Origin of the sequence: Alloyangia pacifica (assembly GCF_020524285.1) — a bacterium.
In the GTDB taxonomy this organism is placed as follows: domain Bacteria; phylum Pseudomonadota; class Alphaproteobacteria; order Rhodobacterales; family Rhodobacteraceae; genus Salipiger; species Salipiger pacificus_B.
Genome location: NZ_JAIVKX010000014.1, coordinates 24,436 through 47,073, shown reverse-complemented (window position 1 = coordinate 47,073; position 22,638 = coordinate 24,436). Strand labels below are relative to the sequence as shown.

General features: G+C 69.0%; 18 protein-coding genes. 12 read left to right on the top strand and 6 right to left on the bottom strand.

The window, feature by feature from the left end; translation table 11 throughout:
- Window positions 1-579 precede the first annotated feature (579 nt).
- Genes LC039_RS18760 through LC039_RS18750 form a run of 3 tightly spaced genes read left to right on the top strand, consistent with a single transcriptional unit; the run spans window position 580 to window position 4,998 of the window.
- Window positions 580-1,128, top strand: coding sequence for a PAS domain-containing protein (locus LC039_RS18760; protein ID WP_226627306.1), 549 nt, complete (start codon window positions 580-582; stop codon window positions 1,126-1,128).
- A gap of 50 nt (window positions 1,129-1,178) precedes the next feature.
- Entirely contained in the window at window positions 1,179-4,625 is a 3,447-nt protein-coding gene (locus tag LC039_RS18755) for a chemotaxis protein CheB (RefSeq protein ID WP_226627304.1), read from the top strand.
- On the top strand, window positions 4,606-4,998 hold the full coding sequence (locus tag LC039_RS18750) for a response regulator (protein ID WP_226627302.1): 393 nt from the start codon (window positions 4,606-4,608) through the stop codon (window positions 4,996-4,998). Before LC039_RS18755 ends, LC039_RS18750 begins: the two co-directional genes overlap by 20 nt.
- A gap of 57 nt (window positions 4,999-5,055) precedes the next feature.
- Here the strand turns inward: LC039_RS18750 and LC039_RS18745 are convergent, their stop codons facing one another.
- The 3 genes from LC039_RS18745 to LC039_RS18735 form a co-directional block, all read right to left on the bottom strand.
- A complete protein-coding gene (locus tag LC039_RS18745) occupies window positions 5,056-5,634 on the bottom strand; it encodes a hypothetical protein (RefSeq protein ID WP_226627300.1) in 579 nt (192 codons plus the stop codon).
- Entirely contained in the window at window positions 5,631-6,230 is a 600-nt protein-coding gene (locus LC039_RS18740; RefSeq protein ID WP_226627299.1) for a HupE/UreJ family protein, read from the bottom strand. Before LC039_RS18740 ends, LC039_RS18745 begins: the two co-directional genes overlap by 4 nt.
- Window positions 6,231-6,316: 86 nt before the next feature.
- Entirely contained in the window at window positions 6,317-7,330 is a 1,014-nt protein-coding gene (locus tag LC039_RS18735; protein WP_226627297.1) for a methyltransferase, read from the bottom strand.
- A gap of 259 nt (window positions 7,331-7,589) precedes the next feature.
- On the opposite strand from LC039_RS18735, the gene LC039_RS18730 reads away from it, so the two are divergent.
- From LC039_RS18730 to LC039_RS18720, 3 genes are all read left to right on the top strand, one after another.
- A complete protein-coding gene (locus LC039_RS18730; protein ID WP_226627295.1) occupies window positions 7,590-9,179 on the top strand; it encodes a gamma-glutamyltransferase family protein in 1,590 nt (529 codons plus the stop codon).
- Between the two features lie 317 nt (window positions 9,180-9,496).
- On the top strand, window positions 9,497-10,696 hold the full coding sequence (locus LC039_RS18725; RefSeq protein ID WP_226627293.1) for an efflux RND transporter periplasmic adaptor subunit: 1,200 nt from the start codon (window positions 9,497-9,499) through the stop codon (window positions 10,694-10,696).
- Window positions 10,697-10,706: 10 nt separating this feature from the next.
- A complete protein-coding gene (locus LC039_RS18720) occupies window positions 10,707-12,641 on the top strand; it encodes a MacB family efflux pump subunit (RefSeq protein WP_226627291.1) in 1,935 nt (644 codons plus the stop codon).
- An 88-nt stretch (window positions 12,642-12,729) separates the two neighbouring features.
- Here the strand turns inward: LC039_RS18720 and LC039_RS18715 are convergent, their stop codons facing one another.
- On the bottom strand, window positions 12,730-13,614 hold the full coding sequence (locus tag LC039_RS18715) for a MurR/RpiR family transcriptional regulator (RefSeq protein WP_226627289.1): 885 nt from the start codon (window positions 13,612-13,614) through the stop codon (window positions 12,730-12,732).
- 146 nt (window positions 13,615-13,760) lie between these two features.
- On the opposite strand from LC039_RS18715, the gene LC039_RS18710 reads away from it, so the two are divergent.
- From LC039_RS18710 to LC039_RS18685, 6 genes are all read left to right on the top strand, one after another.
- Window positions 13,761-14,732, top strand: a complete 972-nt coding sequence (locus LC039_RS18710) for a TAXI family TRAP transporter solute-binding subunit (RefSeq protein ID WP_226627288.1) — start codon at window positions 13,761-13,763, stop codon at window positions 14,730-14,732.
- An 87-nt stretch (window positions 14,733-14,819) separates the two neighbouring features.
- On the top strand, window positions 14,820-17,471 hold the full coding sequence (locus tag LC039_RS18705) for a TRAP transporter permease (protein WP_226627286.1): 2,652 nt from the start codon (window positions 14,820-14,822) through the stop codon (window positions 17,469-17,471).
- 11 nt (window positions 17,472-17,482) lie between these two features.
- Window positions 17,483-17,911, top strand: coding sequence for a universal stress protein (locus LC039_RS18700; RefSeq protein ID WP_226627284.1), 429 nt, complete (start codon window positions 17,483-17,485; stop codon window positions 17,909-17,911).
- A gap of 22 nt (window positions 17,912-17,933) precedes the next feature.
- The gene (locus LC039_RS18695) at window positions 17,934-19,256 is read left to right on the top strand and encodes an aspartate aminotransferase family protein (protein WP_226627282.1); all 1,323 of its coding nucleotides are present in this window, start codon (window positions 17,934-17,936) and stop codon (window positions 19,254-19,256) included.
- Window positions 19,257-19,261: 5 nt separating this feature from the next.
- Complete coding sequence (locus LC039_RS18690; protein ID WP_226627309.1) at window positions 19,262-20,056, top strand: 3-keto-5-aminohexanoate cleavage protein; 795 nt, start codon at window positions 19,262-19,264, stop codon at window positions 20,054-20,056.
- Window positions 20,057-20,402: 346 nt separating this feature from the next.
- The gene (locus LC039_RS18685) at window positions 20,403-21,179 is read left to right on the top strand and encodes a rhomboid family intramembrane serine protease (RefSeq protein ID WP_226627281.1); all 777 of its coding nucleotides are present in this window, start codon (window positions 20,403-20,405) and stop codon (window positions 21,177-21,179) included.
- Window positions 21,180-21,321: 142 nt separating this feature from the next.
- Here LC039_RS18685 and LC039_RS18680 read toward each other — a convergent pair whose 3' ends face one another.
- Together LC039_RS18680 and LC039_RS18675 are read right to left on the bottom strand one after the other, a co-directional pair.
- On the bottom strand, window positions 21,322-22,113 hold the full coding sequence (locus LC039_RS18680) for an inositol monophosphatase family protein (protein WP_092422508.1): 792 nt from the start codon (window positions 22,111-22,113) through the stop codon (window positions 21,322-21,324).
- 98 nt (window positions 22,114-22,211) lie between these two features.
- Complete coding sequence (locus LC039_RS18675) at window positions 22,212-22,553, bottom strand: hypothetical protein (protein ID WP_226627279.1); 342 nt, start codon at window positions 22,551-22,553, stop codon at window positions 22,212-22,214.
- Window positions 22,554-22,638: the final 85 nt, after the last annotated feature.

Here is a 22,638-nt window from a genome sequence, read left to right as displayed (position 1 = left end):
CGTCTGGCGTCCCGCTCAGCGCCTCAGCGCCGCCGGTGAGGGGCCTTTTACGGATACCCCCCGGGGCCTGCAAGCGGATTTTTCCGGGGAAGCCGAAGTTTTTTGGAATTTCCTCGAAAGACACGCGATTTCAATTGGTTGACCCGCATATTTTTTGCGCATCCCCGCAGGTCGGCGGACTTTCCGCAGGGTCCGCCGGTGGGGCCAAAACCCACATCTTGCGGCGCCCACAGGGTTATCCACAAAGCCATCCACCAAGAGCCCGGAAAACGCCCGAGTCACGGGCCGAAACGGACGAGTCGCAGCAGCCCCGCAGGGCCATCCTACATGAGCAGCAGAGGCGCGCCACGTGGCCTCCACTTATAAGGGCGCGAGTCCTCGCCCCCTGCCCTTCCGCCACCAATCCGCTTACGAACAGCCCGACCATCAAGCCCGGCCCGCCCCCGCCAACGCGACCAGACCGCCCCACTGCGCCACTTTCTTGCCGCAGGCGCCTTGCCTTGTGCCGCCTGCGATGCATCTTCAGGGGAGCGCCCGTGCGAGGGCGCGTTTCGTTCCGCCTACAGCCACACCGCCGAGATGACATCCCAGGACAGCTTTCCCAGAACCCTCGGCGACTACATCCGCAAGTCACGCATCGCCCTCGCCGTCTCGAGCGTCGAGGAGGATGCGCCGCTGATCGTGGTGAACGATGCCTTCTGCAAGCTCACCGGATATGCGCCGGAAGACGTGCTCGGGCAGAACTGCCGTTTCCTGCAGGGCGAAGGCACCACCGATGAGATGCGCCGGCCGCTGCATGACTTCGTCCAGGGCACGGGCCCGGCCAACGGCCGCTTTCCGATCCTGAACTACCGCAAGGACGGCAGCGACTTCTTCAACTTTGTCTTCATGACCCGGCTCTTCGATGCCGGCGGCACGGCGCGGTTCATCCTCGCCTCGCAGTTCGACATGACCTCGGCGCTGCGCCGGGCCGGGCTGCCGCAGAACGACGAGGTGCTGAAACGCACGCTGAGCGATGTGGAGCAAATCGGACGCGAGTTCGGCCTGGCGATGGTCGGCTCGGCACAATTGATTGCGGACTCCGTTGCGCTCATGGCACGGCTGTCCCTGGATGAAGACAGCCGATGACACGGGCGGAAAGGTCCCGTGGGTGACGTGCAGCACATGAAAGAGCGCGAATGAAAGACAAGGACAGCCAGCAGGCCGCAGCCCAGGGCGGCGACAGCGAGCGTCTGTGTATCGTCGGCATCGGCGCCTCGGCCGGCGGGCTCGAGGCGATCCGCGAGATGCTGGCCGGGGCGCGGGCCTCGAGCAACCTCGCCTACGTGGTGATCCAGCACCTCGACCCCAACCACGAGAGCCTGCTGGCCGAGCTGCTCGCCCGCCACACCGAACTGCGGGTGCGGCAGGCCTCGGGCGGCGAGCGCATCGCGGCGGGCAATGTCTATATCATCCCCCCCGGCCACGGGCTCTCGGTCACGGAGGGCGTTCTGAACCTCACCGAGTTCGCGCAGCCGCGCGGGCTGCGCCGCCCCATCGACGATTTTTTCGAAAGCCTCGCGCTCGACCAGGGCCGCTTTGCCGCCTGCGTGATCCTTTCGGGCACCGGCGCCGACGGCAGCGCCGGGCTGCGCGCGATCAAGGAGCACGGCGGGCTGTGCCTCGTGCAGGCGCCGGAGACGGCAAAGTACGACGGCATGCCGACCTCGGCGCAGAACACCGGGCTGGTGGATTTCGTGCGCCGCCCCAGCGAGATCGTCGAGGCCATCGAGCAGTTCTACTCGCACACGCTGGTCGACACCGCCGACCGCGAGCTGGCCAATACGGTCGAGGCGCATCTCGAGGACATCTGCGGCGTGGTGCGCAACTTCGTCGGGCATGATTTCTCGGGCTACAAGAAATCGACGCTGATCCGCCGCGTGCAGCGCCGCATCCAGGTGCTCGATCTCGACGACGCCAGCGCCTACCTCAAGCGCGTGCGCTCGGATCCCAAGGAATGCGAGATCCTGTTCCGCGAGCTGCTGATCAACGTCACCCGCTTCTTCCGCGATCCCGATCACTTCGAGCGGCTGCACAAGCTCGCCGTGGCGCCGCTGGTCAAGGGCGCCGGCCCGGAGGACGAGATCCGCATCTGGATCCCCGGCTGCTCCAGCGGCGAGGAGGCCTATTCGCTGGCGATGATGTTCGCCGAGGAGGCGCGGCAGCAGAAGCGCTCGGTGAAAATCCAGATCTTCGCCACCGACATCGACGAGCAGATGCTGCGCATCGCCCGCGACGCGACCTACCCGCAATCGGCGCTGGCCGACATCCCCGAGGAGATGCGCGATCTCTACACCATCGCGCTCGACGGGCGGTTCCGGATCTCGGCGAAGATCCGCGACATGATCCGCTTCTCTGTGCATTCCATCGTCCGCGACCCGCCGTTCTCCAACATCGACCTGCTGTCGTGCCGCAACTTGCTGATCTACTTCGGCGACCAGCTGCAATCGACCGCCCTGCCGATCTTCCACTACGCCCTGAAGCCCGGCGCGACGCTCTTCCTCGGACCCTCCGAGACGGTGGGCCGGCATGACCACGTCTTCAAGCCGCTCGACCAGAGCGCCCGTATCTTCCAGCGCAACAACGGCCGGCCCGAATACCCGTTGCACCTGCGCAGCACGCAGCGCAGCCAACCCTCGGGGCGCCGCCACGCCGCCGAGGATGCCGAACCCCCGGCCCGGCTCGACTGGCAGGAGAGCGACGTCGCCGAGCGCATCCTCTCGGCCTATGCGCCGCCGACCCTGCGGGTGACCCAGCGCGGCGAGATCCTGCGCTCGACCGGGCGGCTCGGCAAATACCTCGAGGTCACCCCCGGCCCCGACAGTGAAACCTTTGCGCCCGCCCTCGCCCGCTCCGGCGTGCGCGAGGCGCTCTCGGCGATCCTGCGCCAGGTGACCCGCAGCAAGAAGCGCACCATCTCGCGCGATCTCACCGCGCGCTCCGAGTTCGGCACACAGGCCTTCGACCTGATCGCCGATCCGCTCGAGGACGGCAGCATCCTGCTGGTGTTCCGCGAGCGCGACCGCTTCGAGCCGCTGGAGGACGACAGCTTCGAGGAACTCGACCCCACCGACAGCCACGTGCAGAGCCTCGAGCACGAGCTGCGCGACACCCGCGCCAGGCTGCACACCACGGTGGAGGAGCTGGAGACGGCGAACGAGGAGCTGAAAAGCTCCAACGAAGAAATGATGTCGATGAACGAAGAGCTGCAGTCGACCAACGAGGAACTCTCGACAGTCAACGACGAGCTCAAGAGCAAGGTCGACGAGCTTTCCGTGGCCAATGCCGACCTCACCAACTTCTTCGCCTCGACCGCGCTGCCGCTGGTGGTGGTCGACTCGAAGATGGCGATCCGCAACTTCACCGACGCGATCCAGTCGATCTACCCCTTCCGCGGCGCCGACCGCGGCCGGCCGCTGGCCGAGGTGACCTCGTCGCTGCGCAGCAACGAAGAGGTGCTGCAGGCGATCGGCGAGGTGATGCGCAACGGCGAGCTGCGGCACATGCGGGTCAGCGACCGCACCGAGGCGCGCACCTGGTCGCTGGTCATCACACCCTACCGCAGCCGCGACGGCGATCTCAACGGCGCCACGCTGGTGTTCACCGAGGTGACAGACGCGCTGCGCCTGGAAGCGGCGCTCAAGCACGAGGGCGAGCGCCTGCGGCTGGCGCTGGATGTCTCGGGGCTGGCCGTCTGGGAGTGCGACCCGCGCGGCGGCACCGTCACGCTGGACGATTCCGGCTGCAATCTGCTCGGCGTCGAGGACCACAGGCTGCAGATCGACGCGCTGCTGCAAGGGCTGGACGACGACAGCCGCATCGGTGTGCGCCGCGCCATCTCGGCGGCCATGCAGCATGGCGAGCCGATCGACGTGATCGCCCGGCTCGACGGCGACGGCCAACACAGCCGCTCGATCCAGTTCGTCGGCCGTCGCATCGCCACGCCGCGGGCCGAGCGCGTGCTCGGCGTGCTCTTCGACGTGACCGAGGAGCAGGACGCCAAGAACGTGCGCGAGATGATGCTGCGCGAGATGAACCACCGCGTGAAGAACATGTTCTCGATCATCTCGAGCATGGTGCGCATGGCCGGGCGCCGCGCCGAGAGCGTGCCCGACCTGGTCGAGGGGGTGCAGACCCGGATCAACGCCCTCGCCCGCTCGCACGACCTGACCCAGAAGACCCCGCGCGGCCGCAAGTTCGGCCTCGAGGACGCGATCCGCGCCTCGCTGGAGCCCTACTGCGGCGACATGGAGCTGACTCCGGGAGGCCCCGAGGTGCCGGTGGCCACGCATGAGCTGACCTCGCTCTCGCTGCTGCTTCACGAGTGGTCGACCAATGCCTCGAAGTACGGTGTTCTGGGCCACAAGCCCGGGCGGCTCGAAGTCGGATGGCACCGCGACGGAAAATTCGTCGAACTCGTGTGGAACGAAATTCACGAAGAGCGTGTTGAACCTGACGACGGGGCAGCGGGCTTCGGCTCGACGCTGGTCCAGCTTTCGGCTGTTCAGCTGAACGGCACGGTCTCTGTCGATTACGGTGAAAAAGAACGAAGGATGATACTGCGTTATGTCCCTGACGAGCAGTGAGAAGACCCCCGCCCGGGGACGCGTGATGATCTGCGAGGACGAGGTCATCGTCGCGATGGATCTGCAGATGCTCGTCGAGGATTTCGGCTACGAGGTCATCGGCCCCTTCCCCGGCCTGCGCGAGGCCTTCGCCGCGCTCGGCGATCAGCGCCCGGACATCGCGCTTCTCGATGTGCGCCTGAAGGACGGAGAGGTCTTCCCCCTCGCCGACAAGCTGAACGACATGGGCGTCGGCCTCGTCTTCCAGTCGGGCCACGTCTACGACGACGAGATCCACGCCAAGTACCCTGGGGCCGGATGCTGTCTGAAGCCGATCAACCCGGCGGGACTGCGCAGCGCCCTACAAAGCGCCGAGACTGTCGGCACCGCCTGAGCCATTCCTGCCGGACGGCTCAGCCTCGCAGCACCGCCGCCAATCTTGCCGGGCGCCTCAGCCCGGCAGAACCGCCGCCATGCCGCCGATGGCAATGAGCCAGGCGGCGGCGACCGCGCCTGCAACGCGCCCGAGCCGCGCCTGCGCGAGATCGACCACCCCCCAGCCCAGCAGAACGAAGGCGGCGATCCCGAGGACGCTGCCGAGCGCCCCGAGCAGCCCCTCGCGCGTGGCGCTCACGGCGTCCCCCGAGAGCGCCGCGAGAGCCGCCCCCGCCATCGCCAGCCCCGCCAGCAGGCCGCGCGGCAACGCCCTGCCCCAGAGCGCCAGTGCGGCCAGCGCCAAGGCGACGAGCGCGCCCAGTCTTATGGAAATGGAGACCTCGGGCCACACCCCGTGCAGCGCGATGACCAGCGCCGCCGCCAGCACGGCCGCCGGATAGGCGACCCGCACCCCGGCCAGAGGCTGCCGCGCCAGCAGCAGCGCCACCGCCGCGAGCAGCAAGGTCTGCAGCGGCGCCATCACCGGATGCAGCAGCCCCGCGTAGAACGGTCCGAGATCGCCAAAGGCGTCATGCGCCAGCGCGACCTGCGGCACCAGCGCAAGCGCCGCCGCCGCCAGGACGCAGCGCCTCACAGCGCGCCGATCAGGAAACCCGCGCCAAGCGCCGCGATCACACCGCCCGCACCGCGCACCGCCAGCGCGCCCGCGCGCGAGCGGGTCAGCAGGCCGAAGGAGATGCCGCAGAGGTGCAGCAGTCCGGTGCCGATCACGAAGCCGCCCGCATAGGCCAGCGGGCTCACCGCCCCCGGCATCTCGGCGCCATGCGCATGGCCGTGGAAAATGGCAAAGAAGGCGACGATCACCGCCGCCACCGGCAGCGGCGGGCGCGCGGCGAAGAGCACCGCGAGTCCGATCACCAGCCCCGAGGCGGCGATCCCGGTCTCGATCCCCGGCAGCGGCACGCCCGCCGCTCCGAGCATCCCGCCAAGCGCCATGACCAGCGGGAATGTCACCGGCAGCAGCCAGACCGCGGGCGCCCCGAGAAAGGCCCCCCAGAGCCCGACCGCGACCATGGCGATCACGTGGTCCCAGCCGAGGATCGGGTGCAGGAAGCCCGTGACGAACCCGCCCGCGGCGGCGTCCCCGGTGTGCGCAAGCGCCGGCGAGGCGATCCCGAACGAGACGAGGGTGAGCATGACCGCGACCGCGGCGAGACTTTTGGAATACATGGCAAAATCCTTTCAGGCGTCGAAATACCCGGCCCGCGCGGAGAGTGCCATGCCCCCTCGTCAATGGCGAGGAGATTTGCGGCGGATCACTCCGGGCGGCGGGCCTCGGCCAGCATGGTCATCTCGGGGATCATCGCCCGCACGCCGACCTCGGCAAAGCCCGCCGCTGCCAGCGCCCCGGCCAGCCCCGCCGCATCCAGCGAGGCTGCCTGCGGGGTGAAGGCGGTGTGCTGCAACTGCCAGAGCGCGGTCAGATGCGGCCCGCTCCGGTCCCCGCGCACGATGAAGTCATGCAGCAGCAGTCGCCCGCCCGGGCGCAGCGCGCGGAAGGCCGCGTCGAAGAGCGGCGCATGCGCCTTGGCGGGCACGCCCGACAGCAGGTAGGACATGAGCACCACGTCCTGCCCGCCCGGCCAGTCGAGGTTCGTCGCATCCGCCTCGACATAGATGATCCGGTCCGACAGGCCCGCCGCCGCGACCTTCTCGCGCCCCACGGCCACCACGTTGGGAAAGTCGACGATGGTCGAGCGCAGCTGCGGGAAGGCCTTGCAGAAGGTGATCGAGAAGGCCCCGGTGCCGCCGCCCACGTCGAGCATGCTGCCCGCCTCCGACAGGTCCAGCCGTTTCGCCAGCACCCCAGCCGGGCCGAGCGATCCGGCGTGCTGGCTGTCGGAATAGAGCCGCGCCTCCTCGGCGTCGGCGAACCACTCGGCATAGGAGCCCGTTGCCTCCTCGGGCAGCTCGTCCTTCAGCGCCGGTTCTAGCTGGCTCATCAACGGATACATCTGTCGCCCGACCTGCAGCCGCAGGTAGTCGCTGAAGTCGTATTTCTCGCCCTTCACCAGGAAAGAGGCCGCGGCGGGCGAGTTGGAGTACCGATCGCCTTCCACCGAGACCACCCCAAGCCCGGCCAGCGCGGTCAGCAGGGTGCGGGCCCGCTCCGGGTGCAGATCGCAGGCCGCCCCGAGTTGCTCGGCGCTCAGCGGCCCGTCGGCCAATGTGTCGAATATGCCGAACTCCAGCGCCGCGAAGAGCGCCTTGGAGGCCATGAAGCCAAAGGCAATGTCCGAAATTTCATGTGCTTCGGTGAGCAAAGCCATGCCGTCTCCCTCTCCCTGTGCTGCCCCAGACCTAGCAGGCAGGGGCCGCAAAAGACAGGCCGCGGCCGGAACGGACGCCGCGTCGCGACAGGATGACCGCACAGAAGATGCCAGATGCGGCGCCGCGCGGCTGCATGGGGCCGCCAGCCCACAGGCCGCGCGGCTGCGGAAACCCGCACTTGACGCGCCTCCGAGAAGATCGCCATCTCTCTCGCAAAAGACATCCGGCACTTTGCACTACCGACAGGAAACTCCACGCATGTTCGACTTCTTCTCCGCCCGACGCCCCAGCACGCTGGCCTCGCAGGCGATGATCGCCACTTCGCACCCGCTCTCGACCGCTGCCGGGCTCGAGATCCTCTCGACCGGCGGCTCGGCGGTCGACGCGGCCATCGCCGCCGTCGCGGTGCAATGCGTGGTCGATCCGCTGATGACCGGCATCGGCGGCGACTGCTTCGCGCTCTATGCGCCGAAGGGCGGCGCGGTGAAGGCGCTGAACGGCTCGGGCCGCGCCCCCGCCGCCGCGTCGATCGCCGCGCTGAAAGAGGCCGGGCTGACCGGCGAGATCCCGCAGACCAGCCCGCATGCGGTGACCATCCCCGGCGCCATCTCGGCCTGGTGCCTGCTGCACGCCGATCACGGCACGATGCCGCTCGCGAAACTCTTCGCCCGCGCCATCGGCTACGCCGAGAACGGCTACGCGGTGACCCCGCGGGTCGCGCAGGACTGGGCCGAGGAAGCCGCGCTGATCGCCGGTGACGAGCACGCCGCCAAGGTCTTCCTGCCGAACGGCCTCGCCCCGCACGCAGGGGAACGCCACGCCCAGCCCCTGCTGGCGGACCGCCTGCGCGAGATCGCCGAGAAGGGCGCCGCCGGTTTCTACCAGGGCGACACCGCCGCGAAGATGGCCGCCCACCTGCGATCGCTTGGCGGGCTGCACACCGAACAGGACTTCCACGACGGCACCGATGCGGCCTTCTGGACCGATCCGATCTCGGCCAGCTACGCCGGCCACGAGGTGCTCGAATGCCCGCCCAACGGCCAGGGCCTCGCCGCGCTGCTGATCCTGCGCATCCTGTCGAAGTTCGACATGGGCCGGCAGATGTCCGAGGCCGACCGCATCCATCTGCACGCCGAGGCCAGCAAGCTCGCCTACCACCACCGCGATGCGCTGATCGGCGATCCGGAAAGCTGCCCGGGCCTGGTCGAGATGCTGCTGTCCGACGCGGTGGTCGACAGCCTCGCCGCGCGCATCGACATGACCCGCGCCATGGAGCCCGCGCTCTGGGACGAGCCCGAGCACAAGGACACCATCTACCTCTGCGTCGTCGATGCGAACGGCAACGCGCTGTCCTTCATCAACTCGATCTTCCACGGCTTCGGCTCCACCCGGCTCGATCCGGAAACCGGCGTGCTCTTCCAGTCGCGCGGCGCCTCCTTCCGGCTGATCGAGGGGCACCCCAACGCCATCGCCCCCGGCAAGCGCCCGATGCATACGATCATCCCCGGCATGGTCCGCAAGGACGGCGAGATCATCATGCCCTTCGGCGTCATGGGCGGCCAGTACCAGGCGGCGGGCCACGCGGCCTTCCTGTCGGGCGTGCTGGATCTCGGCCTCGACCTGCAGGCGGCGATGGATGCGCCGCGCAGCTTTGCCCATGACGGCGAACTGCAGATCGAGCCCGGCGTTTCCGCCGAGGCCTGCGCCGAGCTGGAAAAGCGCGGCCACAAGCTCAAGGTGATGACCAGCCCCATCGGCGGCAGCCAGGCGATCCGCATCGACGCCGAGACCGGCCTGCTCTCGGGCGGCAGCGACAGCCGCAAGGACGGCATGGCCCTCGGCTTCTGAGCCGCCGCCACCGCGAGCCATCCACACCGCGCCCCCGGGCGCGGTGTTTTCGTATCCGGAGCCGGGCAACGTTCCTGCCCGCGCATGGCTGCCCTGCGCAGCGCTGCATTGAACGCCCTTGCCACTGCTCTTATCTGGACCGCAGTCCAAGAACTCTTCGCACCCCGGGGGCGATGTCCTCTTCCGCGCCCCGGTTTCTCCCGCCACGCCCGCCGACCGGCCCGCACGGCACTCCGAAATTTTTCTGCGACGGGAAATCCTTGGCCGCCCGTGTAACCCCTTCGGAACGTCAAAAGCGAAGGTTTCAGGAGCCCGCAATGAGCATACGCAAGACAGGTCTGATCATCGGGCTGCTCACCCTCATCGGGGCGGGCGCAGGCTGGGCCTATCTCGACCGCACCTCCACCCCTGCAGAGACCGCGCCGCAGACCGTCGCCGTGACCCGCGGCACCGTGTCGAGCACCGTGCTCGCCACCGGGCTGATCGAGGCCACCGACCTGGTCTCGGTCGGCGCGCGCACCTCGGGGCTGATCGAGGAGCTGGCGGTCGAGGTCGGCGACGATGTGGCGCAGGGCGATCTCATCGCCCGCATCGACTCGCTCGAACAGCAGAACGCCGTCGCGCAGGCCAAGGCCGACCTGACCCAGATCGACGCAGAAATCGAGGCGAAGAAGGCCGAGGTCCGCCAGTCCGAACTGGCGGTGGACCGGCAGAGCGGGCTCAACGCCAAGAAACTCTCGGCCACCTCGGAGCTCGAGGCCGCTCAGGCGACGCTGGCGATGAACAAGGCCAACCTGCAATCGCTCGAGGCGCAGCTGGCGCGGGCGCGGATCGAGGTCGCCAGCGCCGAGCTGGACCTCGAACGCACCAGGATCACCGCCCCCATCGACGGCACCGTCGTGGCCGTGGTCAACGGCGAGGGCACCACGGTCAACGCCTCGCAGGAGGCGCCTACAATCGTCAAGCTCGCACAACTGGACCGGATGGAGGTGAAGGCCGAGATCTCCGAGGCCGACGTGGTCAACGTGCACGCCGGGCAGCAGGTGGAATTCACCCTGCTAGGCGCGCCCGACCTGACCTACAGCGCCACCCTCGCCTCGGTCGAGCCCGCGCCCTCGTCGATCAAGGACAGCGACGAGATCGATACCGACACGGCGATCTACTACAATGCCCGCTTCACCGTCGACAACGACGACCGGCTGCTGCGCATCGGCATGTCTGCGGATGTGACGATCTTCCTCGGCAAGGCAGAGGACGTGCCGACGCTGCCGCTCTCGCTGCTGCCCGCCAAGGGGCCCGACGGGCACTACAGGATCGAGGTGCCCGGCACCGGCGACAGGCCGGAGTTCCGCGAGATCGAGATCGGCCTGAAGGACGCCACGCGCTTCGAGGTCCTCTCCGGCCTGGAGGCGGGCGAGCAGGTCATCTCCACGGCGGCGCCCCCCGCCCCGGCCTCGGATGCTGGCAGCCGGGGTCCCGGCGGCCGCGGCGGCCCGCCGCCGATGATGGGCCTGTGAGGCGCGCACCATGGCTCTCATAGAAATCGAAGGCGTTGAACGCTCCTTCACGGCGGGCGAACAGGTGGTCCGCGTGCTGCGCGGCATCGACCTGTCGATCGAGGCGGGCGAGATGGTGGCGATCATCGGCCAGTCCGGCTCGGGCAAATCGACGCTGATGAACATCCTCGGCTGCCTCGACCGCCCCAGCGCGGGCAGCTACCGTTTCGACGGGCGCGACGTGCAGCAGCTTGGCGATCTCGAACTGGCCGAGCTGCGCCGCGACCACTTCGGCTTCATCTTCCAGCGCTACCAGCTCATGGCCGAGCTCGATGCCGTGGGCAACGTCGAGATCCCCGCCATCTACCGCGGCGCCGCGCGCAATGCACGGCGCGAGCGGGCCAAGGCCCTGCTCACCCGGCTCGGGCTCGGCGAACGGCTCGGCAACCGGCCCGGCGCGCTCTCGGGCGGCCAGCAGCAGCGGGTCTCGGTGGCCCGCGCGCTGATCAACGGCGGCGAGGTCATCCTCGCCGACGAGCCCACCGGCGCGCTCGACAGCGCCTCCGGGGCCGAGCTGATGGCGCTGCTGCGCGAGCTGCACGCCGAGGGGCACACGGTGATCCTCGTCACCCACGACCCGCAGATCGCCGAGGCCGCCGACCGGGTGATCGAGATCAGTGACGGCGAGATCGTCGCCGACACCCGCAAGCGCCCCTTCAGCGCCCCGGCCCGCGTCGAGACCGCCCACCCCGCCGCCTCCGGCCTCGGCGCGCTCGCCGACCGCCTGCGCGAGGCGACGCGCATGGCGCTGAGATCCATGGCGGCGCACAAGCTGCGCTCCTTCCTGACCATGCTCGGGATCATCATCGGCATCACCTCGGTGGTCTCGGTGGTCGCGCTCGGCAACGGCAGCCAGCAGAAGGTGCTCGAGAACATCTCCTCGATCGGCACCTCGACCATCGACATCCGCCCCGGCACAGGCTTCGGCGACCGCCGCGCCAACCGCGTCGACACGCTGGTCGGCGGTGACGCTGACGCGCTCGCCCCGCTCGCCTTCGCCGCCTCGGTCTCGCCCGAGGTCTCGACCAGCGCCACGGTGATCCACGGCGGCACCAGCGCCTCGGCCTCGGTCAAGGGCGTCTCGGCGGGCTACTTCCAGCTCGGCGCCTACACGGTGACCGATGGGGCGGCCTTCACCGAAACCGACCTTCAGGCCCGCGCGCAGGTCGCGGTTCTGGACAGCGACGCCGCCGAGACCTTCTTCGGCAGCGAAAGCCCGGTCGGACAGCGGGTGATGATCGGCCGGGTGCCGCTGCAGGTGATCGGCGTGGTCGACTCCTCCGGCGCCAGCTTCGGCCCGCAGTCGATCAAGGTCTTCACCCCCTACACCACCGCCATGGCACGGATCACCGGCAGCCGCACGGTGGACTCGATCTCGGTGCAGGTGGCCGACGGCTACGACATGACGCAGGCCGAGACCGAGATCACCGAAGTGCTGGCCCGCCGCCACGGCACGGTCGATTTCTTCCTGACCAACACCGACACGATCCGCGAGACCATCCAGAGCACCTCGAAGACGCTGACCTGGCTGATCTCGGCGATCGCGCTGATCTCGCTCTTCGTCGGCGGCATCGGGGTGATGAACATCATGCTGGTCTCGGTCACCGAGCGCACCCGCGAGATTGGCATCCGCAAGGCGGTGGGCGCGCGGCGCTCGGACATTACCGCGCAGTTCCTGATCGAGGCGGTTCTCGTCTGCCTGATCGGCGGCGCGCTCGGCGTGGCGCTGGCCTACGGGCTGGGCGCGGTGCTGGAGGTGGTCCTGCCCTCGATGCGGCTGGTCTACTCGGGCGCGACGGTGGCCGCGGCCTTCGGCTCGGCGACGCTGATCGGGGTGATCTTCGGCTACCTGCCCGCCCGCTCGGCGGCGCGGCTCGACCCGGTGGTGGCGCTGGCGCGGGAGTGAGGTAGAGACCGGGGCCGCCGCCGGGCGGGCGATCGCCCGGCGGTTGCGCCGTGTCTCCGGCCGCCCCCTATGCGCGACCCGAGCCGTTTTACCGATACGCCCCCGCCTCCTGCAGCCGCTGCTCGAAGCGGGTGATATTGGCCAGCGCCTCCCCGGACTGCACCACCATGCTCGCCACCAGCGCCTCGACAAGGGCGAAGGTGCCGATCATGCTCGGCAGCGGCTGCGGCCCGTGCATCTCGGGCAGCATCACCACGTCGGCGCCGCGCGCCAGCGGCCCCTTGGGATCGTCGGTGATCGCGATCGTCCGCGCGCCCTGCCGCAGCGCCAGCTCATGCGCCGCGATCGTCTCCACCGAGTAGTGCCGGAAGCTTATCGACAGGACCACGTCCTCGGGCCCGGCCAGCGCGATGCGGTCGCGGATGTCCCCCGGCGTGCCCGCCCGCGGCGCGAAGTTGTCAAAGGCCATGCGCGCGGTATAGCCGAGGTAGTCGGCGATGGCGTAGCAGCTCCGCACCCCCACCACGTAGACCTGCCGCGCCTCGATCATCAACTGCGCCGCCCGGTCGATCGCCGCCCGGCTCTCGGTGGTGAAGGCCGACTCGAGGTTGCGGTGCCCGGCCTCGCGGATCGCATCCAGCACCGACGCGCTGTCCTTCCCCGTAAGCTCCCCTGCCCGACGGCCGTAAAGCTCCCCTTCCCGGTCGCCCCCGTGGCGCAGCGCATCCTGAAAGGCGTTGCGGCAGGCCTCGTAGCCGGCGAACCCCAGCGCCTGCGACAGGCGCACGACGGTGTTGGCATTGGCCCCGGAGCGTTCTGCAAGGCTGCGCACGGAGTTCAGCGCGATTTCCTCGGGCTGGTCCGAGGCCCAGCGGGCCAGCGCCGCGACCCGCGGCGTGCCGCTGTGCCCGAGCTGGCGCAGGGCGCGGGCCAGATCGTCGAGGGAAGAAGGTGTCGTCAGCTCGGCCTCCAAGGTCTTTACGCGCAGGCGTTTCGTCTTAGGTGGTGGGTTTGGCAAGCGTGATACATTTGTATTGTTTACCTTGACCCGGCGCAATGAAATGTTTCACTGACACGCGAGAGCCGAATCTCGGACCAGATTTCAGGGAGACCCACCACATGACCAAACCTCTGATCGGCGCGCTCGTCGCCGCCTCCACCGCGCTCGGCGCAGGTGCAGTCTCGGCGCAGGAGCAGACCTTCATCTCGATCGGCACCGGCGGCGTGACGGGCGTGTATTACCCGACCGGCGGCGCGATCTGCCGTCTGGTGAACCGCGGCCGCTCCGAGCACGGCATCCGCTGCGGCGTCGAGTCGACCGGCGGCTCGGTGTTCAACATCAACGCCATCCGCGGCGGCGAGCTGGAATTCGGCGTCGCCCAGTCCGACTGGCAGTACCACGCCTACAACGGCACCTCGCGCTTCGAGGAAACCGGCGCCTTCGAGGGCCTGCGCGCGGTCTTCTCGGTGCACCCCGAGCCCTTCACCGTGGTCGCCCGCGCCGATGCCGGGATCGAGACCTTCGAGGACCTCAAGGGCAAGCGCGTCAACGTCGGCAACCCCGGCTCCGGCCAGCGCGGCACGATGGAAGTGCTGATGAACAAGCTGGGCTGGACCATGGATGACTTCGCCGTGGCCTCCGAGCTGCAGGCGGCGGAACAGTCGCAGGCGCTCTGCGACAACAACATCGACGCCATGGTCTACACCGTCGGCCACCCGTCGGGCTCCATTCAGGAAGCCACCACCGCCTGCGATTCCGTGCTGGTCGAGGTCTCGGGCGAGGCGATCGACGAGCTCGTCTCCGAGAACCCCTTCTACCGCACCGCCACCATCCCCGGCGGCATGTACCGCGGCAATGACGAGGACGTGCACACCTTCGGCGTCGGCGCGACCTTCGTGACCTCCGAGGATGTCCCGGAAGAGGTCGTCTACCAGGTCGTCAAGGCGGTCTTCGACAACATCGACCAGTTCCGCGGCCTGCACCCGGCCTTCGCCAACCTCGACCCGGCCGAGATGGCCAGCGCGGGTCTCTCGGCACCGCTGCACCCCGGCGCCGAGCGCTATTTCCAGGAAGCGGGCCTGATGGAGTAAGCTCGCGCGACAACGTGTGACACCCGGCCCGGGCGCTGCAAAGGCGCCCGGGCCTTTCAGGAAGGCGGCATCAGAGGGGCGCGCAGCATGACCGACAACCCACAGCAGGGCAAGGACGCCCAGGGCGGACGCCAGTTCAGTGACGAGGAGCTTCAGGATCTCGTCGCCAGCACCGACAGCGGCGCCCGCGCGCCGACCAACCGCGCCGTCGCGATGCTCATCGCCGGGCTGGCGCTGGCCTGGTCGCTTTTCCAGCTGTGGATCGCGCAGCCGCAGCTTTGGTTCGCCAACGTGCTGCCCGCGCTGAACTCGTCGCAGACCCGGCCGATCCACCTGACCTTCGCCATCCTGCTGGCCTTCCTCGCCTACCCGGCGCTGAAATCCTCGCCGCGCGACCGGGTGCCGCTGACCGACTGGCTGCTCATGGCCGTCGGCGGCTTCTGCGCCTTCTACGTCTTCCTCTTTTCCGACCACCTGGCGATGACCGCCCGTTCGGGCCTGCCGACGCAGATGCAGGTGATCATCGGCGCGGTCGGCCTGCTGATCCTGCTCGAGGCCAGCCGCCGCGCGCTCGGCCCGGCGCTGACCATCGTCGGCGCGCTGTTCCTGCTTTACGCGTACATGGGCACGGGCTGGCTGATCCCCGAGCTGATCGAGCACGAGGGCCTGTCGTTCACCGCGCTGATCAACGCGCAATGGCTCGACACCGCCGGGGTCTTCGGCATCCCGCTCGGCGTCTCGACCGCCTTCGTCTTCCTCTTCGTGCTGTTCGGCTCGCTGCTGGATAAGGCGGGCGCGGGCAACTACTTCATCAAGCTCGCCTTCGCCGGGCTTGGCCACCTGCGCGGCGGCCCCGCCAAGGCCGCCGTGGTCGGCTCTGCCATGACCGGCCTGATCTCCGGCTCGTCGATCGCCAACGTGGTCACCACAGGCACCTTCACCATTCCCCTGATGAAACGCGTCGGCTTCTCCAACGAGCAGGCCGGTTCGGTCGAGGTCGCCTCCTCGGTCAACGGTCAGATCATGCCCCCGGTGATGGGCGCCGCCGCCTTCCTCATGGTCGAGTTCATCGGCATCTCCTACGTCGAGGTGATCAAGCACGCCTTCATCCCGGCGGTGATCTCCTACATCGCGCTGGTCTACATCGTGCACCTCGAGGCGCTGAAGAAGAACATGCCCGCGCTCGGTCAGGCCAAGTCCTTCTCCGGCATGATCCTCAAGTTCTTCATCGGTTTCGCCGTGGCCGGTGCGGGCTTCACCGCGCTGATCTACGCCGTGGGCGCGCTGAAGTCGGTGGCCCCCGGCCTCTCGGGCCCGATCATGATGCTGGTGCTGGCGGCGGTCTACCTCTGGCTGCTGGCCATCGCCGCCCGCCGCCCCGACCTCGAGGTCGACGACCCCGGCGATCCCAACATCAAGCTGCCCACCGTGGGCGAGGTCTACGCCACCGGCCTGCACTACATCCTGCCGATCATCGTGCTGGTCTGGTTCCTCATGGTCGAGCGCCAGAGCCCGGCGAAATCCGCCTTCTACGCCACCGCGCTGATGCTGCTGATCATCATCACCCAGCGCCCGCTCAAGGCCATCATGCGCGGCGAGGGCGCACGCATGGCCGAGGAGTTCAAGGCCGGCTTCGGCGACCTGATCGAGGGCCTCATCGCCGGCGCGCGCAACATGATCGGCATCGGCGTCGCCACGGCGGCGGCGGGCATCATCGTCGCCACGGTCACCAAGACCCCGATCGGCACCGAGCTTGCCGGCCTCGTCGAGCAGCTTTCCGGCGGCAGCCTGATCATCATGCTGATCCTCGTCGGGCTGTTCTCGCTGATCCTCGGCATGGGCCTGCCGACCACAGCAAACTACATCGTGGTCTCCTCGCTGATGGCCAATGTGGTGGTCTCGCTCGGGGCGCAGGAAGGGCTGATCGTGCCGCTGATCGCGGCGCACCTCTTCGTCTTCTACTTCGGCATCATGGCCGACGTGACCCCGCCCGTGGGCCTCGCCTCCTTCGCCGCCGCGGCGGTCTCCGGGGGCGATCCGATCAAGACCGGCTTCACCGCCTTCTTCTACAGCCTGCGCACCGTCGCCCTGCCGTTCCTGTTCATCTTCAACCCGACGCTGATCCTCTACGGGGTCGACCTCGGCACCGCCTCGGGCATCGCTCATGCGGTCTTCGTCTTCATCGTCGCGACCTTCGCCATGCTGCTCTTCGCCGCCGCAACGCAGGGCTATTTCCTCGCCCGCTCGCGGATCTGGGAAAGCGCCGCGTTGCTGCTGGTGGCCTTCACGCTCTTCGTGCCCAACGTCTGGCTGAATGCCGTGCAAAGCCCGTTCGAGAACGTACCCCCGGCGGAGTTCGAGCAGGTTCTGGCCGATCTGCCCGAGGGCACCCGCATCCGGCTGGAAATCGAGGGGCCCGACTTCAACACCGGCGAGACCGCCTCGACCACGCTGGTCATGGACGCCCATGGCGCCAATGCGCAGGAGCGGATCGACAACTCCGGCCTGATGCTCTTCCCCGAGGGCGACGTGGTGAAGCTCGATGAGCCGATGTTCGGCACGCCCACTGCCGAGAAGCTGGCAAACTTCGACTTCTACGCCGACGAGCCGGTGCAGCTTGCCTCGGTGCTGGTCCCGCAGGAGCGGCTTCCGGCGCAGGTCTTCTACATCCCCGCCCTGCTGCTGCTGGGGCTGGTGATCCTGATGCAACGCCGCCGCCAGACCGTGCCGGCCTTCTGAGGAGCCTCGAGATGTACAAGACGATCCTGCTTCCCATCGACCTCTCGGCCCCCGCGAGCTGGACCAAGGCGCTGCCCTCGGCGCTGCAGCTCGGCGGCGCGGACGCGGTGCTGCACGTGGTGACCGTGGTGCCCGATTTCGGCATGTCCGTGGTCTCGGGCTACTTCCGCGAGGGCTTCGAGAAGGGCGCCCTCAAGGAGGTCGGCGCCAAGCTCAAGGACTGGGTCAACGCCAACGTGCCGGACCACGTCGAGGTGCACCCGCATGTCATGCACGGGCGCATCTACGACGAGATCCTGCGCGCCGCCGACAAGCTCAAGGTCGATGCCATCGTGCTCGCCTCGCACACCCCCGAACTCGCGGACTACCTGCTGGGGCCGAACGCCGCGCGGGTGGTGCGCCACGCCAAACAGTCCGTCTTCGTCGTGCGCGGCGAATAAGGCGAATAATCGGAGAACTTCAATGGGACATGTCTTCGGACGCTCCAACGCGCAGCTGCCCCGGGCGGTGCGCGGCGAGGGATGCTATATCCACGATGCCGCGGGACGCGCCTATCTCGACGGCTCGGGCGGCGCGGCGGTCTCCTGCCTCGGCCATTCCGACCCGGACGTGCGCGCCGCGATCCACGCGCAGCTCGACCAGCTCGCCTTTGCCCACACCGGCTTCTTCACCTCGGAGCCGGCCGAGGCGCTGGCCGACCTGCTGATCGAGAACGCGCCGCAGGGCATCGACCGGGTCTACCTGCTCTCGGGCGGCTCGGAAGCGGTCGAGGCGGCGATCAAGCTCGCCCGGCAGTACATGCTCGAGACCGGTCAGCCGCAGCGCCACCGGGTCATTGCCCGCCGCCAGAGCTACCACGGCAACACACTCGGCGCGCTGGCCGCCGGCGGCAACGCCTGGCGGCGCGAGAAATACGCCCCGCTGCTGGTCGAGACCTCGCATATCGCCGCCTGCTACGCGTACCGACTGCGCGAAGAGGGCGAGAGCGCCGAGGCCTACGGGCTGCGCGCCGCCGACGAGCTGGAGGCCGAGATCCAGCGCCTCGGGGCCGAGAGCGTCATGGCCTTCATCGCCGAGCCGGTGGTCGGCGCGACCGCGGGCGCGGTCCCGGCGGTGGAGGGCTATTTCAAGCGCATCCGCGAGATCTGCGACCGCCACGGCGTGCTGCTGATCCTCGACGAGGTGATGTGCGGCATGGGCCGCACCGGCACTCTTTTCGCCTGCGAACAGGACGGGGTCTCGCCCGACATCGTGACCATCGCCAAGGGGCTCGGCGCGGGCTACATGCCGATTGGCGCCATGCTCTGCACCGGGGCGATCTATGAGGCCATCGCGCAAGGCTCCGGCGCCTTCCAGCACGGCCACACCTACCACGGCCACCCGCTCGCCGCCGCCGCCGGGCGGGCGGTGCTGAGCGCCATTCTCGAGCGCCGGCTGTTGCCGCAGGTCCGCGCGCGCGGGCAATATCTGGACGCAACGCTGCACGACGCGCTCGGCCAGCACCCGCACGTCGGCGACATCCGCGGGCGCGGGCTGTTCCGCGGTATCGAGCTGGTGGCGGACCGGGACAGCAAGACCCCCTTCGACCCGGCGCTGAAGATCAACGCCAAGGTGAAGCGTTTCGCCATGGACGAGGGGCTGATCTGCTACCCGGCGGGCGGCACGCTCGACGGCAAGCACGGCGACCACGTGCTGCTCGCCCCGCCCTTCATCATCTCCGAAGCGCAGATCGGCGAGCTGGTCGGCAAGCTCTCGCGGGCCATAGATCGGGCCATCGCCGCATGAGCCGATTGGCAACGCTGCCGCGGATCATGCTGGCCCCGAACGGCGCGCGCCGCACGCGCGCCGACCATCCCGCCCTGCCCGAGACCATCGCGCAGACCGTTGCTGCAGCAACGGCCGCACATCAGGCGGGCGCCGAGGCGCTGCACGCCCATGTCCGCGACGCCGAGGCCCGCCATGTGCTCGACGCCGGGCTCTACCGCGAGCTGCGCGCCGAGATGGCCCGCGCGGTTCCCGAGATGCCGGTGCAGATCACGACCGAGGCGGTCGGCCTCTACAGCCCCGCAACGCAGCGGGCGCTGGTGCGCGAGGTCTTGCCCGAAGGCGTCTCGGTCGCCCTGCGCGAGATGTGGCCCGAGCCCGGCCCCGACCCCGAGGCGCAGCGCTTCTACGCCGAGACCGAGGCGGCCGGCATCGCGCTGCAGCACATCCTCTATGCGCCCGACCAGGTCACCCACCTCGCCGTGCTCTGGTCCGAGGGAATGATCCCCGCGCCGCGCCAGGTGCTCTTCGTGCTCGGCCGCTACGCGCCGCCGACCCTCGCCCGCCCCGAGGAGCTGGACGGCTTCCTCGCGGCCGCCTCAGCCCTGCCCGAGGGCGTGCAATGGGCCGCCTGCGCCTTTGGCCGCAGCGAGCAGGCCTGCCTGCTGCGCGCCGCCGGGCTGGGCGGCGGCATGCGCATCGGCTTCGAGAACAACATCGAGCGCCCGGACGGCCGCCCGGCACGGGACAACGCCGAGCAGGTCGCGGCGCTGGTGGCGGCGCTGCCAGACAACGCGTCCCCGCGGGGACAGCGGGCCTGAGCCCCGTCCCCTGCGCCCCCGTCCCTTCGGAGGCAGAAGACCCGAGCCCCATCACCGGCACGGCCTGTCCCCGTGGGGACGGAGAGCCCGAGCCCACGCGCCGCCCGTCCCCGCAGCGACGGGCGAGCCGCCTGCGGGCGAAAGTCGGCGCCGGGACACGTGGCGTCCTAGCCACCGTCGGACCGGGTGTCCCCACGGGGACGGGACGGTTGCGGGCGGCCCGACCCCGCCCCGCAAGTACCGTCCCCGCGGGGACGGTGCCGCGCGGGCCATCTCCGAAGATGTTTTCCGCCCGCCATCCCGATCCGCTCTTGACGCGGGGTCCGGACGCGCCACTCTGCCTGACATGTTCCCGATCCGAGATCACAACCCCTCGGGGCGCACGCCCTATGTCACCTACGCGCTCATCATCGCCAACACGCTGATCTTCCTCAGCTACTGGGCGCTGTTCAACGACCCGCGTGCGCTCAATGCCTTCTTCGAGCGATGGGCGCTGTTCCCGGCGCACATCACGCAGGGCTATGGCTACGGCGGGGCGATCACCTCGATGTTCCTGCATGGGGGCTTCATGCACCTCTTCGGCAACATGCTGTTCCTGTTCATCTTCGGCGACAATATCGAGGACATGCTGGGGCACGTCCGCTACCTGCTGTTCTACCTCGCCTCGGGCATCGCGGCGGCACTGCTGCAATATGTCGCCGACCCGATGTCGGCGGTGCCCACGGTCGGCGCCTCGGGGGCGATCGCCGGGGTGATGGGCGCCTACCTGCTGCTCTTTCCCAAGGCGCGGGTCGATATCCTGATCATCCTGGTCATCATCTTCAAGGTGCTGCCGATCCCCGCCTGGCTGCTGCTGGCGGTCTGGTTCGGCATGCAGATCTTCAGCGGCGTCGGCAGCGCCGGGGCCGAGGGCGGCGTGGCCTACTGGGCGCATGTGGGCGGCTTCATCGCCGGGCTGGTGATGATCGCCCCGGTCTGGCTGGCCCTCGGCGGCCCGGCCTTCTGGAACCGCACGCACGGCCAGCCGCCGCATCCTGCGGCACATTACGCCATCGGGCGCACGCATGTGCCGCGCGCCGGCACGCGGCAGAACGGGCGTAAGGGGCCCTGGTCGCGGCACTGAGCCCTGCGCCCGGACGGGCGGAGGGATCGGGACCGCCTCCGGCGGGCGTATTTTCAAAGAGAAGAAGCGCGGATGCAAAAAGGGGAGCCGCGCGGCTCCCCTTGAAGGTCGTGATCCCCGGCGTTGCGCCAGGAGCGCGCGCTCAGAGCTCGCGGATGGTCTTGGCGAAGGGATCGAAGATATTGTTGCTGGCGCAGAGGATCGAGCCGGTCTCGTAGGGATCCTGGTCCTCGCGGATGCCTTCGACCAGCGCGCCGGCCTCGGAGGCGATGAGCCCGCCCGCGGCGATGTCCCAGATGTTCAGCTCGCGCTCCCAGTAGCCGTCGTAGCGGCCCGCGGCCACATAGGCCAAGTCGAGCGCCGCCGAGCCCCAGCGCCGCACGCCGGCGCATTCCGGCATCAGGCGGGCGAGATCCTTGAGGGTCGCCGGCAGGGTCTTCTTGGCGGCGAAGGGAACGCCGGTGGCGAAGATCGCCTCGATCATCCGGTGGCGGCCCGAGACGCGCAGGCGGCGCGAGTCGTTGAGCCAGGCACCGGCGCCCTTCTCGGCGTAGAACATCTCGTCCTTGGCCGGGTCGAAGACCACGCCGGCGACGATCTTGCCCTTGTGCTCGAGCGCGATGGAGATCGCCCAATGCGGCAGGCCGTGCAGGAAGTTCGTGGTGCCGTCGAGCGGATCGACAATCCAGCGGCGGGTCGGATCCTCGCCGTCCTGACCACCGCCCTCCTCGCCGAGCCAGCCGTAGGTCGGGCGCGCGCCCAGCAGCTCGTCCTTGAGAATCTTCTCGGCGGCGATGTCGGCGCGCGACACGAAGTCGCCCGCGCCCTTCATCGAGACCTGAAGGTTCTCGACCTCGCGGAAGTCCTTGACCAGCGACCGGCCCGCCTTGCGCGCGGCCTTGATCATGATGTTGAGATTGGCACTGCCCTGCATGGCGATGTTTCCCGGAATTGGTTCAAGCCGCGCGTATACGCGGCTCGCCGGAAAAAGCCAAGTCCGTATGGCCTTGGGAGATGCGTCGAAGCGCCGCCCTAGTTGCCGGCCGGAGCGCCCACCGGGACATAGGCCCGCGGCAGCGGCGCGCCCTGCGTGGCGAGGCGGCTGCCGGCGGCGCGATCGGAGGGGTTGTGATAGACGCCGCCGGTGGGTTTGCCGCACCAGATCTGCCCGCCGAGGATCACCGGCTGCAGATCGCCGCTGCACATGTTCGGACCCGGGTAGGCCTGCACAAGCGGCTGGTCGCTGCCGCCGGTCACGAAGCCCGCGGCGCCGGGCATGTACATGTCCCCGGGGTAGCCCTGGCTGCCCGCCAGCGCCGCCCCCGCCGAGACAACCAATGCCGCTGCCGCGGCGCAAACGCTGAGAACTCGCATCCTAATCCCTCACATACCCGAACAGCGGGAAGCCTTTGGCGAGAGGCTAGCAGGCGGCGGAGGCTTGTCAAATTTTCGCCGTATT

What these genes read in the sequence shown, in the direction of transcription:
- LC039_RS18760 (WP_226627306.1), top strand. Translation starts at nt 580, where the DNA reads ATGACATCCCAGGACAGCTTTCCCAGAACCCTCGGCGACTACATCCGC.
- LC039_RS18755 (WP_226627304.1), top strand. Translation starts at nt 1,179, where the DNA reads ATGAAAGACAAGGACAGCCAGCAGGCCGCAGCCCAGGGCGGCGACAGC.
- LC039_RS18750 (WP_226627302.1), top strand. Translation starts at nt 4,606, where the DNA reads ATGTCCCTGACGAGCAGTGAGAAGACCCCCGCCCGGGGACGCGTGATG.
- LC039_RS18740 (WP_226627299.1), bottom strand. Translation starts at nt 6,230, where the DNA reads ATGTATTCCAAAAGTCTCGCCGCGGTCGCGGTCATGCTCACCCTCGTC.
- LC039_RS18735 (WP_226627297.1), bottom strand. Translation starts at nt 7,330, where the DNA reads ATGGCTTTGCTCACCGAAGCACATGAAATTTCGGACATTGCCTTTGGC.
- LC039_RS18730 (WP_226627295.1), top strand. Translation starts at nt 7,590, where the DNA reads ATGTTCGACTTCTTCTCCGCCCGACGCCCCAGCACGCTGGCCTCGCAG.
- LC039_RS18725 (WP_226627293.1), top strand. Translation starts at nt 9,497, where the DNA reads ATGAGCATACGCAAGACAGGTCTGATCATCGGGCTGCTCACCCTCATC.
- LC039_RS18720 (WP_226627291.1), top strand. Translation starts at nt 10,707, where the DNA reads ATGGCTCTCATAGAAATCGAAGGCGTTGAACGCTCCTTCACGGCGGGC.
- LC039_RS18710 (WP_226627288.1), top strand. Translation starts at nt 13,761, where the DNA reads ATGACCAAACCTCTGATCGGCGCGCTCGTCGCCGCCTCCACCGCGCTC.
- LC039_RS18705 (WP_226627286.1), top strand. Translation starts at nt 14,820, where the DNA reads ATGACCGACAACCCACAGCAGGGCAAGGACGCCCAGGGCGGACGCCAG.
- LC039_RS18700 (WP_226627284.1), top strand. Translation starts at nt 17,483, where the DNA reads ATGTACAAGACGATCCTGCTTCCCATCGACCTCTCGGCCCCCGCGAGC.
- LC039_RS18695 (WP_226627282.1), top strand. Translation starts at nt 17,934, where the DNA reads ATGGGACATGTCTTCGGACGCTCCAACGCGCAGCTGCCCCGGGCGGTG.
- LC039_RS18685 (WP_226627281.1), top strand. Translation starts at nt 20,403, where the DNA reads ATGTTCCCGATCCGAGATCACAACCCCTCGGGGCGCACGCCCTATGTC.
- LC039_RS18680 (WP_092422508.1), bottom strand. Translation starts at nt 22,113, where the DNA reads ATGCAGGGCAGTGCCAATCTCAACATCATGATCAAGGCCGCGCGCAAG.
- LC039_RS18675 (WP_226627279.1), bottom strand. Translation starts at nt 22,553, where the DNA reads ATGCGAGTTCTCAGCGTTTGCGCCGCGGCAGCGGCATTGGTTGTCTCG.